This window comes from Dietzia cercidiphylli, from assembly GCF_039531545.1.
Classification (GTDB): Bacteria; Actinomycetota; Actinomycetes; order Mycobacteriales; family Mycobacteriaceae; genus Dietzia; species Dietzia natronolimnaea.
The window spans coordinates 233,263-245,872 of the sequence record NZ_BAAAQG010000003.1 but is presented as its reverse complement, the minus strand read 5'-3'; the positions used below and the strand labels follow the sequence as shown (position 1 = coordinate 245,872).

10 protein-coding genes are annotated in these 12,610 nt (G+C 71.4%); 6 read left to right on the top strand and 4 right to left on the bottom strand.

All coding sequences use genetic code 11. The features are described 5' to 3' along the window. Positions 1 to 22: 22 nt before the first annotated feature. The gene (locus ABD250_RS02855) at positions 23 to 505 is read left to right on the top strand and encodes an RrF2 family transcriptional regulator (RefSeq protein WP_182658433.1); all 483 of its coding nucleotides are present in this window, start codon (positions 23 to 25) and stop codon (positions 503 to 505) included. A 232-nt stretch (positions 506 to 737) separates the two neighbouring features. After that, the gene (locus tag ABD250_RS02850; protein WP_182658432.1) at positions 738 to 1,628 is read left to right on the top strand and encodes a TSUP family transporter; all 891 of its coding nucleotides are present in this window, start codon (positions 738 to 740) and stop codon (positions 1,626 to 1,628) included. Between the two features lie 51 nt (positions 1,629 to 1,679). On the opposite strand, the gene ABD250_RS02845 is transcribed toward ABD250_RS02850, so the two are convergent. The 3 genes from ABD250_RS02845 to cysD all read right to left on the bottom strand — a co-directional run bounded on the left by ABD250_RS02845 (position 1,680) and on the right by cysD (position 5,450). After that, positions 1,680 to 2,597 carry a TSUP family transporter gene (locus ABD250_RS02845; protein ID WP_182658431.1) on the bottom strand — a complete coding sequence of 306 codons (918 nt, stop codon included), beginning with the start codon at positions 2,595 to 2,597 and terminating at the stop codon, positions 1,680 to 1,682. A 4-nt stretch (positions 2,598 to 2,601) separates the two neighbouring features. After that, a complete protein-coding gene (gene cysC / locus ABD250_RS02840) occupies positions 2,602 to 4,446 on the bottom strand; it encodes an adenylyl-sulfate kinase (RefSeq protein ID WP_182658434.1) in 1,845 nt (614 codons plus the stop codon). Positions 4,447 to 4,532: 86 nt separating this feature from the next. Then, positions 4,533 to 5,450, bottom strand: a complete 918-nt coding sequence (cysD, locus tag ABD250_RS02835; RefSeq protein ID WP_095718176.1) for a sulfate adenylyltransferase subunit CysD — start codon at positions 5,448 to 5,450, stop codon at positions 4,533 to 4,535. A gap of 168 nt (positions 5,451 to 5,618) precedes the next feature. Here cysD and ABD250_RS02830 point away from each other — a divergent pair, with 168 nt between their 5' ends. From ABD250_RS02830 to ABD250_RS02815, 4 genes are all read left to right on the top strand, one after another. After that, positions 5,619 to 6,557: a helix-turn-helix domain-containing protein gene (locus tag ABD250_RS02830; protein ID WP_179523231.1), complete on the top strand. Its 939-nt coding sequence runs from the start codon at positions 5,619 to 5,621 to the stop codon at positions 6,555 to 6,557. Positions 6,558 to 6,663: 106 nt separating this feature from the next. Then, a complete protein-coding gene (locus ABD250_RS02825; RefSeq protein WP_344390502.1) occupies positions 6,664 to 8,484 on the top strand; it encodes a helix-turn-helix domain-containing protein in 1,821 nt (606 codons plus the stop codon). Between the two features lie 100 nt (positions 8,485 to 8,584). Further along, positions 8,585 to 10,114: an aldehyde dehydrogenase family protein gene (locus ABD250_RS02820; RefSeq protein ID WP_182657951.1), complete on the top strand. Its 1,530-nt coding sequence runs from the start codon at positions 8,585 to 8,587 to the stop codon at positions 10,112 to 10,114. Between the two features lie 186 nt (positions 10,115 to 10,300). After that, the gene (locus ABD250_RS02815; RefSeq protein ID WP_179523234.1) at positions 10,301 to 11,413 is read left to right on the top strand and encodes an NDMA-dependent alcohol dehydrogenase; all 1,113 of its coding nucleotides are present in this window, start codon (positions 10,301 to 10,303) and stop codon (positions 11,411 to 11,413) included. 224 nt (positions 11,414 to 11,637) lie between these two features. Here the strand turns inward: ABD250_RS02815 and ABD250_RS02810 are convergent, their stop codons facing one another. Beyond that, positions 11,638 to 12,561, bottom strand: coding sequence for an SDR family oxidoreductase (locus ABD250_RS02810; protein ID WP_179523235.1), 924 nt, complete (start codon positions 12,559 to 12,561; stop codon positions 11,638 to 11,640). Positions 12,562 to 12,610 lie beyond the last annotated feature (49 nt).

The following is a 12,610-nucleotide window of genomic DNA, read 5'->3' as shown; positions in this document are numbered from 1 at the left end:
GGCGCTCTGGGAGACTGTCCCCATGAGGGTCACCGCGAAATCGGACTACGCGCTGCGGGCGCTCGTCGAACTCGCGAACGCGCAGCGGGATCACGGTGGCGACGGTCCCCGCGAGAACCCGATCAGCGCCGAGGAACTGGGGCGGCTGCAGGACATACCGCACGGGTTCCTGCAGTCCATCCTGTCGGACCTGCGCCGGGCCGGCATCGTGGCCAGTCGACGGGGCAAGACCGGCGGATGGACGCTCGCCCAGGACGCGGGGGCCGTCACCGTGGCGGATGTCCTGCGCGCGGTCGACGGTCCCCTCGTCAGCGTCTACGACGTGCGCCCGGAGGCGGTCGACTACAACGAGCGCGCCTCGATCCTCCAGCACGTGTGGATCGCCTCGAGGGCCTCCCTGCGGCGGGTCATGGACGCGGTCTCCCTGTCCGACCTCGCCGAGGGCCGGCTGCCCCCCGATGTCCACGCACTCACCCTCGACGACGACGCCTGGGAGCCCCGCTGACCGCCGGGCCGCGAACACGCTGACCCACCAGACCCCACCGGGTACGGGCCCCCGCTCGTCACCCGGACCCGCGGGTCGGCTGCCCGCACTGGTGGCCCCCACCCGCAGGCGGGTGTTAATGTCTACTGAACAGCTCGGTTTAATGCCTTAATGGCCGGAGGGTCTCTCCCTCCGCCCGACAGGCGGCCACCGGGAGTGACAGTGTCATCGACCGACGTCGGAGGATCCCCCCGTGCCCACCCTGATCGTCCTCGGCTTCGCCGGACTCCTGGCCCAGCTGGTCGACGGCTCGCTCGGCATGGGATACGGCGTCACCTCGACGACCATCCTCGTGGCCGCCGGGATCGCCCCCGCCGCCGCGTCTGCGGCCGTGCACTTCGCCCAGATCGGCACCACACTCGCCTCGGGGGTCTCCCACCACAAATTCGGGAACGTGGACTGGCGGATCGTCGCGATCCTCGCCGGCCCGGGCGCGGTGGGCGCCTTCATCGGCGCGACGGCGCTCACCTCGCTGTCCAGCGCGGTCGCCAAGCCCATCGTCGCCGCGCTCCTGCTCGCCCTGGGCTTCTACGTCCTCTACCGCTTCCTGCGGCTCGGCGGCAGGCGGCCCCAGTTCTCCGGCCGCATCTCGGCGCGCCTCCTGGTGCCCCTCGGCTTCGTCGGCGGAACCCTCGACGCGTTCGGCGGCGGCGGATGGGGCCCGGTCGGAACGACCACCCTGCTCTCGTCGGGCCGAGTGGAGCCGCGCAAGGTGGTCGGCTCGATCAGCGCCTCGGAGTTCGTGGTGGCGGTGAGCGCCTCCATCGGCTTCCTCTTCGGCCTCGGAGCCGCGGGCATCAACTGGGCGTTCGCGGCCGCGCTGCTGGTCGGCGGCGTGATCGCCGCGCCGTTCGCCGCCTGGATGGTGCGCCACCTGTCGCCGCGGGTCCTGGGTACGGCCGCCGGCGGACTCATCATCATCACCAACACGTTCACCCTGCTGAGTTCCACCGGCGCCCCCGCACTGGTGATCGCGCCGGTGTTGGGGACGCTGTTCCTGGCATGGATCGCACTGGTGGTCCACGCCGTCCGCGCCGTCCGCCGTGAGCGGACGCCCGATCCGGTACTCGTCACGACCACCTGACCGGACTGGTGGCCCGTACGCGCGGCCGGACGAGGTGAGGGGCGGGACCGGTCAGACGCGGGTCCGGGCCCGCCTGATCGGCTCGTCGAGGTGCACCGAATACCTGCGCACCAGCGCCCGCCACACCAGCGGCCCGACCGTCACCAGCACCAGCGCGATGGCGCCGATCAGTGCAGGCGAGGCCCCGAGCATCGCCGAGGCGGTGACCGCCAACACGATGGTGATGCCCCGCCGGATCAGTCCCTGCGGCACCCGTCCGGCGAACTTCGACCCGACGTACGTCCCGATCGCCCCGCCGATCAGCAGGGGCACCAGAAGGTTCCAGTCGACGCCGGTCACCATCACGTGGCCGATCGCCGCCGCGATCACCAGCGGGACCGCCTGCACGAGGTCGGTGCCCACCAGCCGCAGCGCGGCCAGGGTCGGGTACAGCAGCATGATGCACATCATGATGACCGTGCCGGAACCCACCGAGGTGATGCCCACCATCAGCCCGCCGATGACTCCGACCAGCAGGGTGATCAGCGGCTTGACGGGCGGGTTCGGGTCGCTGCCCGTACGGATCTTGCCGGCCATCTCGAAGAACGCGCGCAGGAAATAGGCGGAGGACGCCACGATGAGCGTGCCGCCGATCGCCTTCTTCAGCAGCCCCTGGACGTCGTCGGCTCCCACCGCGTGCACCAGCCAGGCCCCCAGATAGGCCGTCGGGACCGAACCCAGGATCAGCCAGAACGCGATCTTCAGGTTGGGTTTGCCGTGCTTCCAGTGCACGCCGGCCCCGATGACCTTGTTCACCGCGTTGACCACCAGATCGTTGGCCACGGCGGCGGTGGGCGGGATCCCCACGAGGATGAGCGCGGGCGTCATCAACGCCCCGCCGCCCATCCCCGTCAGACCTATGACCACGCCGATCACCGCGCTGACGACCAGCAGACCCAGCGAGTCGTAGGTCCAGAGCGCCTCCGGCACCGGGTCAGACCCCGAGGATCGAGCTGACGATCCGCTGAGCCACCTCTTCCGCGGTGCCGTCCTCCGGCCGGATGTGCAGGTCGGGGGTCAGCGGCGGCTCGTAGGGCGCGGACACGCCGGTGAACTCGGGGATCTCTCCCGCCCGCGCCTTGGCGTAGAGCCCCTTGGGGTCACGTGCTTCGCACTCGGCCAACGGGGTGTCCACGAACACCTCGGTGAAGGGCAGGTCGGCCGCGGCGTGGACGCTGCGCGCCTTGTCGCGGTCGGCGCGCATCGGGGAGATGAGGGAACAGATGACGACGACGCCGGCGTCGGCGAACAGCGCCGCCACCTCCGCGGTGCGGCGGATGTTCTCCGCCCGGTCGGAGGCCGAGAACCCGAGGTCGGCGTTGAGGCCGTGCCGCAGATTGTCGCCGTCGAGGATGTAGGCGGGGTGCCCGGACTCGATGAGCAGCCGCTCCACCTCGGAGGCGACCGTGGACTTGCCCGAGCCCGACAGTCCCGTGAGCCAGAGCGTGCGACCCTGCCCGCGGTCTCCGCGCTGGACGGCGCCGGCGTGCCACACCACGTTGGAACCGGTGGTGGCGGGGCCGATGATCATGCCCGCGCCCACGGTGTTGCCGGTGAGCTCGTCCACGAGGATGAACGCGCCGGTGTCGCGGTTACGGCGGTACGGGTCGTACATCAGCGGGGTCTGCGTGCGCAGGCCGATGCGGCCGATCTCGTTGAGCCCCAGCTCGGTGGAGTCGGGGTCGCGGTGCAGGGTGTTGATGTCGAGCCGGTACTCCAGGCCCGTGACGATCGCCTTGGTGTCGCGGGTGGTGTGCTTGACGACGTACCGCTTGTTGGGCGTGAGCGTGGAGTCGTCGGCGAACCAGCAGACCATGGCCTCCAGCTCCGTGCCCTGGTGCGGGCGGTTGCCGGGTCGGGCGATCATCTCACCGCGGACGATGTCGATCTCGTCGTTGAGTGCGATGGTCACCGCGGCCGGTGCCGCCGCCTCGTCCAGTTCCGCGCCGCCCGGGCCCCAGATGGCCTTGATGGTGGACTGCCGACCGGACGGCATGACCACAACCTCGTCATCGACCTTCATGATGCCCCCGGCGACCGTGCCGGCGAAGGACCGGTGGTCCAGGCCGTCGGCGCGCTGGGGGCGGATCACGTACTGCACCGGGAACCGGACGTCGGTCAGGTTGCGGTCCGAGGCGATGTGCACGTTCTCGAGATGGTCGAGCAGGGCCGGCCCCGTGTACCAGGGCATCGAATCATTGCGGTCGACCACGTTGTCGCCCTTGAGCGCGGACAGCGGCACGAACGTCACGTCGTGGACCTCGAGCTTGGCGGCGAAGTCGGTGAACTCGGAGCGGATGGCCTCGTAGGTGGCCTCGTCGTAGTCGACCAGGTCCATCTTGTTGACGGCCACGACCAGGCGCGGGATGCCCAGCAGCGCGGAGAGGAACGCGTGCCGGCGCGTCTGCTCCAGCACCCCCTTGCGGGCGTCGACCAGGATGATCGCCACGTCGGCCGTCGAGGCGCCCGTGACCATGTTGCGCGTGTACTGCACGTGGCCCGGGGTGTCGGCGATGATGAACTTGCGGCGCGGGCTCGAGAAGTAGCGGTAGGCCACGTCGATCGTGATGCCCTGCTCGCGCTCGGAGCGCAGCCCGTCGGTGAGCAGCGCGAGGTCGGTGTACTCGTCACCGCGCTTGGCCGAGGTGGCCTCGATCGAGGCGAGCTGGTCCTCGAATATCCCCTTGGAGTCGTAGAGCAGGCGCCCGATGAGGGTCGACTTGCCGTCGTCGACCGACCCCGCGGTGGCGATGCGCAGCAGCTGGGCGTGCTCGGACATGGTGCTCAACTGCTCCGGGGTGAGAGTCGAGGCGGTGGCGAGCGTCGGCCCGCTGGTCGCGGACGATGCCGTGGTGGCGGAGCTCATCAGAAGTAGCCTTCCTTCTTGCGGTCTTCCATGCCGGCCTCGGAGATCCGGTCGTCGGCACGGGTGGCGCCGCGCTCGGTGACGCGGGTCCCCGCGACCTCGGCCACGACGGCGGCGTTGTCGGCGGCGTCGGACTCCACACACCCGGTGCAGGTGGCGTCGCCGACGGTGCGGAAACGGACGAGCTCGGTGCGCGCCTCCTCGCCCGGGAGGGTCTCGAGGAACCGCGTCTTGGCCAGGAGCATCCCGTCGCGCTCGATCACCTCGCGCTGGTGCGCGTAGTAGATCGGCGGCAGGTCGATGTCCTCCCGCTCGATGTACTGCCAGATGTCCAGCTCGGTCCAGTTGGACAGCGGGAACACCCGGATGTGCTCGCCCTTGCGGTGGTTGCCGTTGTACAGCTTCCACAGCTCGGGGCGCTGTGCGCGCGGGTCCCAGGCGCCGAACGCGTCACGGAAGGAGAAGACGCGCTCCTTGGCGCGGGCCTTCTCCTCGTCGCGGCGGGCGCCGCCGAACACGGCGTCGAAGCGGTTCTCCTGGATGCCGCGCAGCAGGGCGGCGGTCTGGAGTCGGTTACGGCTGGTGCCGACGCCCGTCTCCTCGACCACGCGGCCGGCGTCGATGTCGTCCTGGACGTACGACACGAGCAGCTGGACCCCGGTCTCCTCGACCACCCGGTCCCGGTACTCGATGACCTCGTCGAAGTTGTGACCGGTGTCGACGTGCATGAGCGGGAACGGCATGGGCGCGGGCCAGAACGCCTTGCGCGCCAGGTGGAACATCACCACGGAGTCCTTGCCGCCGGAGAACAGCATCCCCGGGCGTTCGAACTGCGCGGCTACCTCGCGGAAGATGTGGACGGACTCGGCCTCGAGTGCGTCGAGGTGCGAGAGCGTCACCGCCGTCCTCGCTGTCATGCGACCTCCAATGTCGTGGGCTCGTCCGGCGTGACCGGACAGCAGACCGCAGACAGGTCTGTCTGCGGTCCGGCTCGGAGACCATCGTGCTCCCCGAGCGGCCCGATTTACATCTCGGAGACGGCAATCCCGGGCAGATTGTCCGCATGTCGACATAGGCTGTCGGATATGCGACACGAACCCACCCACCGTGTGCTCTCCGTGATCGAGGCGCTGTCGATTGAGGGCCCGCCGTTGCCCCTCGCCGAGATCGCCCGGGCCACCGGGGCCAGTCGCTCGACCCTGCACGCCGTGCTCGCCGAGATGCAGGCCGAGCAGTGGGCCGAGAAGCTCGAGGGCGGGTGGCGCGCCGGGCCCCGGATGCGCTCGGTCGCCGCGTCGCTGTCCGCCGAGGTCGACCTGGCCCGGGCCGCCAGGCAGCCGCTGGAGCGACTCGTCGACGCCACCGGCATCGCCGCCGTGGTCTTCGAGACCCGCGACGGCATGAGCGAGGTCGTGGACGCGGTCGGGGCGGGCATGCGCACCGCCTCGCGACCGGACATCGCCGTCGGGCACGTCGTCCCGGTGCGCGCGCCCTTCGCCCGCGAACTCGTCGCCCGGCTGCCGCTGGTCGACCAGCGGCGGTGGCTGTCCGACTCCGGCGGACTGACCGGGGCCGCGAGGGAGCGGCTGGAGCTGGTGATGCCGCAGATCGCCCGGCGGGGCTGGTCCATCGAGCGCCTCACCCCCGCGCGCCGCGAGCTGCTGCGGATGGCCGACTCACTGGAGTCCTCGGGCGTGGGAGCCCTGGTGCGCGACCGCGTCTCCGAGCTCTTCGTGGAGCTGTCCGAGATCGACGTGACCGACGCCGAACTCTCCTCCGCCGCCGACCTCGCGGTGACCTCGGTGGCGGCCCCCGTGCTGCGGGCCGACGGCCGGGCCGTCGGCTCGGTGGCCGTGACCCCGGGGCGGCGCATGACCGGCCGGGCCGTCGCGCGCGCGGTCGACGCCGTGACCGGGTGCGCGGGCGAGGTCTCCTCCCGCCTCGCCGCCCATCCGCGTCCCGCCCGCGCGCCCGGGCTCCCCGCGCATCTGGTGCACCCGGCCCACGCGGCCCGGAGCCACTGAGCCGCCGCCCGAGCCCCGGGATCCCGATCGCCCGAGCCCTGGGATCACCCCGCCGCCCGCTTGCGTATGGTGTGAGTCACACCCCTCATCCGGCCGGAGGTGCCCCGTGACCCAGACAGTCCACTCCCCCGTCGCGCCCGGCGAGGACCCGGTGGACCTGTCCTGGCGCCGGTCCGCCTCGTGCGGACTGACCCCGAAGAGCGCGCGCCCCGGTGCCCCCGATCCGCACGCCTCCCGGTCCCACCGTCTCGCCGAGGCCGCCCGACCGGTGATGGACGACCTCGACGAGGTCCTCAAGGACACCGGAGCCATGCTCCTGCTCGCGGACCGCGAGGGCCGGGTCATCCGCTCGGTGCGCGACAACGCCCGGATCTCCCGCATGCTCCTGCGGCGGGGAGTCGACGACGGTGCCACCCTCACCGAGGACGCGGTGGGCAACAACGGCATCGGCACGGCGCTCGAGACCCGCGCCGGGGTCTTCATCCACGGCGAGCAGCACTTCGCGGAGGTCCTGCGCGACTTCGCCTGTTACGGGCACCCGATCGTCGACCCGCTCACCCGCCGCCTGGTCGGGGCGGTGGATCTGACGGGGATGAGCGCCGACGCCTCCCGCATGTTCGCGCCGTTCGTGCGGAAGATCGTCGCGGACATCGAGGCCCGCTACGTCGACACCGCCCGCGCGGACGACCGCGAACTCTGGCACCGCTTCGTCGAACGCACCCGATCCTCCGACGCCGCCACCTGCGCGTTCGGCGACGAGGTGGTGCTGGCCTCGCACTCGAGCCTGGAACGTCTGGCCTCCCGGGACATCGCAAGACTCCGGCGGCTGGTGGAGCAGGACGAGGTGGGCGACGTCGTGGAACTCTCGGTGGGGACGGTCGGGGTCCTGTCCAGCCGGGTCGGCCGCCGCGGCCACCTGCTCGACCTGACGTTCCCCGACCAGCACCCCGCGCCCACGCTGCGGAGCACCTCCTCCCCGGGCCCCGGCTCCACCCCGGGCTCGACCTCGACGCGGGCCATGACGTCCGCCCCGGGTTCCACCTCCACGCCGGGCACGACGTCCCCGCCCGGGTCCACGGGTCCGGCGGACACGTCGGGTCCGGGGGCCGGCGTCGGTGTCGGTGTCGGTGGCGGTGCCGGCGTCGGTGTCGGTGCCGGCGTCGGTGTCGGTGCCGAGGGCGCCACCGCCCGGTCCCACGCCGTGGTGGGTCCGTCCGGGTCGGGACGGTCGACGACGGCGACGGCGCTCGCCGGCCCGGACGCCGCGCACGTCCGGCTCGCGGAGGCCGACAGCGCGGACGCGGCCTGGCGCGACCTGGCGGTGCCCGCCCTGCGCGGACTCGGCGCCCGGGGCGATGCGCTGGTCCTGGACGACATCGACCTCCTCGACGACGCCGACCTGCGCCGCCTGGCGGCCCGCCTGGGGTCCGCGGGGGCGGCCCTCGTCGTCGTCACCAGTCGCGAGGACCCCCGCGCGGCGGTGACGGAGGTGCTCGACGCGTGCGGCGCCCGGACGGTCCTGCGCCCGCTGCACGAGCGCGGTTCCGAGAGTGGCGAGATCGTGCGCCGGATGGTCGCGGAGCTGGCCGCCGGGCGCGGTGTCGGGGCGCCGACCGTGACGGTCCGGTTCGTGGACGCCGTCTGCGCACTGGACCTGCCCAACGGGCTGGTGTCACTGCGGTCCGTCCTGGGCGACTGCCTCACCCACACCGCCAGGAGAGGGTCGGGAGTCCTCGACGTGGACTCACTGCCCTCCCGGGCCCGTGCCGTCCGGCCTCCGCGCGCCGGCGAGCTGGCACGGGGCGAGTACGACGCGATCGTGGCCGCGTTGGCGGACTGCGACGGCGTCCGGTCCCGCGCCGCCAAGCGGCTGGGCATCAGCCGGACGACCCTCTACGCCCGGATGCGGGAATTCGGCCTGTCCTAGAAGGTGTCCAGAAACTGAACACTCCGGGTCCCGTCCACGACCCCATGATGGGTTGTGACCGGCCTCACACCTGAGCCGGTCGGGATTCTTGGAGGACACAATGACCGGCACACTCTCCCGGGACACCGGCGCCACCACCCAGGGCGACGAGCGACTCGGCGCCGAGGCCCGCGACTTCCTCGGCCGCCCGCACCAGCTCTTCATCGACGGGCAGTGGGTCGACGCGGCGGACGGCCGCACCTTCGGCACCTACGACCCCGCCACCGGCGCCGAGATCACCCAGGTCGCGCACGGCGGACCCGAGGACGTCGACCGGGCCGTCGCCGCCGCGCGCCGCGCCTTCGACGACGGCGCGTGGGCGACCATGAAGCCCAACCAGCGCGAGCAGATCCTGTGGCGCATCGGCGACCTGCTGGACGCCAAGGCCGAGCTCTTCGGGCAGATCGAGGCCCTGGACAACGGCAAGTCCGTCGCGATCGCCACCGCCGTGGACGTGGCGTGGGCGGCCGACGTGTTCCGCTACTACGCCGGCTGGTCCACCAAGATCGAGGGCTCCACGGTCAACGTGTCGATGCCGTTCGCCGGCGACAAGCAGTTCCACGCCTACACCCAGCGCGTCCCCGTGGGCGTGTGCGGCCAGATCATCCCCTGGAACTTCCCGCTGCTCATGGCGGCGTGGAAGCTCGCCCCCGCCCTGGCCACCGGCAACACCCTGGTCCTCAAGCCGGCCGAGCAGACTCCGCTGACCGCGCTGCTGCTGGGCGAGGTCATCGCCGAGGCCGGCGTGCCCGACGGCGTGGTCAACATCGTCACCGGCTTCGGCGACGCCGGCGCCGCGATCTCCGCCCACGACGACGTGGACAAGGTGGCCTTCACCGGCTCCACCGAGGTGGGCAAGCTGATCGTCGACGCCGCCAAGGGCAACCTCAAGAAGGTCTCCCTCGAGCTGGGCGGCAAGAGCGCCAACATCGTCTTTGCCGACTGCGACTTCGACGCCGCCGTCGCCGGATCCGTGGCCGCGTGGATGTTCAACCACGGCCAGGCCTGCACCGCCGGCACCCGCCTGTACGTCGAGGACTCCATCTACGAGAAGTTCACGCAGGCCGTCGCCGACGCCGCCGCCCAGGCCACCATCGGACACGGCCTGGACCCCGCCACCGAGCTCGGCCCGCTGGTCGACCAGGACCAGTTCGACAAGGTCTCCTACTACCTCCGCGCCGGCATCGAGGACGGCGGGCGGGCCCTCACCGGCGGCGGCCGACACGGCGACACCGGCTACTTCGTCCAGCCGACCGTGTTCGTGGACGTCGAGCCCGACCACCGGGTGGTGACGGACGAGATCTTCGGCCCCGTCGTCTCGGCCCTGCGGTTCACCGACGTCGACGACGCGGTCCGGCAGGCCAACGACTCGATCTACGGCCTGGCCGCCGGGGTGTGGACGAAGGACATCTCCAAGGCCCACAAGGTCGCCAGCCGCCTCCACGCGGGCTCGGTCTGGGTCAACCAGTACAACGGCTTCGACACCGCCATGCCGTTCGGCGGGTTCAAGCAGTCCGGCTGGGGCCGCGAGCTGGGCCAGGGTGCACTGGACCTCTACACGCAGACCAGGTCGGTCAACATCCAGCTCTGACCTGGTCCGGGTCGGACTCCCTCCGACCCCCGGGACCGGGACCCGGCGTCCCCGTGACTCGTCCGGGGACGCCGGCGACTCCCCTTCTCTGCGACCTCTCCTGACGTCCCACACCCCTTGCCCACCCGCCCCGTCCACACCCCCTCTCCACTTCCGATCACCCGCTCCCCCGAAAGGAACACCGCCGTGAAGACCAAGGCAGCAGTACTGTTCGACCTCCACCAGCCGTTCGAGATCATCGAGCTCGACCTGGACGATCCCGGCCCCGGCGAGGTCCTGATCAAGTACACGGCCGCAGGCCTGTGCCACTCCGACCTGCACCTGTCCGACGGCTCGCTCCCGCCGCGCTTCCCGATCGTCGGCGGGCACGAGGGCGCCGGCGTCATCGAGGCCGTGGGCGTGGGCGTCACCAAGGTCAAGCCGGGCGACCACGTGGTGTGCTCCTTCATCCCCAACTGCGGCACCTGCCGGTACTGCTCGACCGGGCGACAGAACCTCTGTGACATGGGTGCCACGATCCTCGAGGGGCACATGCCCGACGGCACCTTCCGCTTCCGCTCGGGCGGCAAGGAGTTCGGTGCCATGTGCATGCTCGGCACCTTCTCCGAGCGCTCGGTGATCTCCCAGCACTCGGTGGTCAAGGTCGACGACTGGCTGCCGCTCGACAAGGCCGTCCTGGTGGGCTGCGGCGTGCCCTCCGGCTGGGGCACCGCCACCTATGCGGGCAACGTGCGCCAGGGCGACACCGTGGTGATCTACGGCATCGGCGGGCTCGGCATCAACGCCGTCCAGGGCGCCGTCCACTCGGGGGCCCGCCACGTCGTGGTGGTGGACCCCGTCCAGTTCAAGCGCGACGAGGCCCTCAAGTTCGGCGCCACCCACGCGTTCGCCGACGCCGCCGAGGCCCACGCCGAGGTGGAGAAGCTCACCTGGGGCCAGATGGCGGACCAGGCGCTCATCCTGGTGGGCACCGTCGACGAGCAGGTCGTCTCGAGCGCCTTCGACGTGATCGGCAAGGGTGGCACCGTGGTGATCACCGGCCTGGGCAACATGACCGACAAGACCGTCCAGGTCAGCGGCACCGTGATGGCGCTGTTCGGCAAGACCATCACGGGCACCCTGTTCGGTTCGGCCAACCCGCAGTACGACATCGTCAAGCTGCTGCGCCTGTACGACGAGGGCAAGCTCAAGCTGGACGAGCTCATCACCACCACCTACTCGCTCGAGCAGGTCAACGAGGGCTACCGGGATCTGCAGGACGGCAAGATCATGCGCGGCGTGATCATCCACGACGCCTGACCCGTCGCCACCCGACCGGCGCGGCCGACGACTGCGCACGCCGCCCCGATCCCGGGGTGGCGCGCGCAGTCGTTGGCCAAGCAATGGCGGGCAGGCGCTCCCGCGGATGGCGTCTCGCGCGAGCGCGTGCCCGGTCAGCGCACAGCCGCACGACGGGATGGCGTCTCGCCCGCACCGCGGCTCACGCGAGACGCCATCCCGGCGTGCGGCTGCGTTGGGCCGGCTCAGGGAGTGGGCGCGCCGCCGGTCACCGAGAGGGTGTTCCCGGTGGTGTAGGACGACTCGTCGGAGGCCAGGTACACGTACGCGCCCGCCATCTCGACCGGTTGTCCGGGCCGACCCAGCGGATTCTTGTGCCCGAAGATCGGCAGCTTCTCGGGCTTCTGGCCGCCGCTCACCTGGAGCGCTGTCCAGAACGGACCGGGCGCGACGGCGTTGACGCGGATGCCGCGCGGTGCGAGCTGCTGGGCGAGCGACTTGGACATGGTGTTGACCGCCGCGCGCGAGGTGGCGTAGTCCACGAGCCCCGGTGACGGGGTGTACGCCTGCACCGAGGACGTGAAGATCACGCTCGATCCGGGCTGCAGGTGGGCGAGCGCCTCCTGCATCATCCAGAACGGCGCCGAGATGTTGACGTTCATCGTCTCGGCCCACTGCTCGGAGGACAGGTCCTCCAGGTGCTCGACGAAGGTCTGCCGGGCGGCGTTGAGCACGAGCACGTCCAGACCGCCGAGCCCCGCGACGGCGTCGCGGACGATCCCGCGCGCGACGGCCTCGTCACCGACGTCGCCGGGGAGCAGGACGCAGGTCCGGCCGGCCGCGCGCACGAGCTCGGCCACGTCGTCGGCGTCGGACTGCTCAGAGGGCAGGTAGCCGATCGCCACGTCGGCGCCCTCGCGTGCGTAGGCGATGGCCACGGCGCGGCCGATCCCGGAGTCACCGCCGGTGATCAGTGCACGCCGCCCGGTGAGCCGGCCGTGACCCACGTAGGTGTCCTCCCCGTGGTCGGCGGGAGGGTCCATCTCGGAGGCCAACCCCGGAACCGGTTGCTGCTGGACCGGCACCTCGATCTGGTACTTGGTCGTCGGGTCGACGAGTACGGAATGCCCGGGCTGGTCAGAGGACTGAACTGTCGGATCGGTGGTCACGGATGCCTCCCTGGTCGTCTGGACTCCCGACCGTACGCCCCCGGCGACC

Excerpts from the sequence above, each read along its gene's own strand:
- ABD250_RS02855 (WP_182658433.1), top strand. The coding sequence starts at position 23 with ATGAGGGTCACCGCGAAATCGGACTACGCGCTGCGGGCGCTCGTCGAA.
- cysC (WP_182658434.1), bottom strand. The coding sequence starts at position 4,446 with ATGTCCGAGCACGCCCAGCTGCTGCGCATCGCCACCGCGGGGTCGGTC.
- cysD (WP_095718176.1), bottom strand. The coding sequence starts at position 5,450 with ATGACAGCGAGGACGGCGGTGACGCTCTCGCACCTCGACGCACTCGAG.
- ABD250_RS02830 (WP_179523231.1), top strand. The coding sequence starts at position 5,619 with ATGCGACACGAACCCACCCACCGTGTGCTCTCCGTGATCGAGGCGCTG.
- ABD250_RS02820 (WP_182657951.1), top strand. The coding sequence starts at position 8,585 with ATGACCGGCACACTCTCCCGGGACACCGGCGCCACCACCCAGGGCGAC.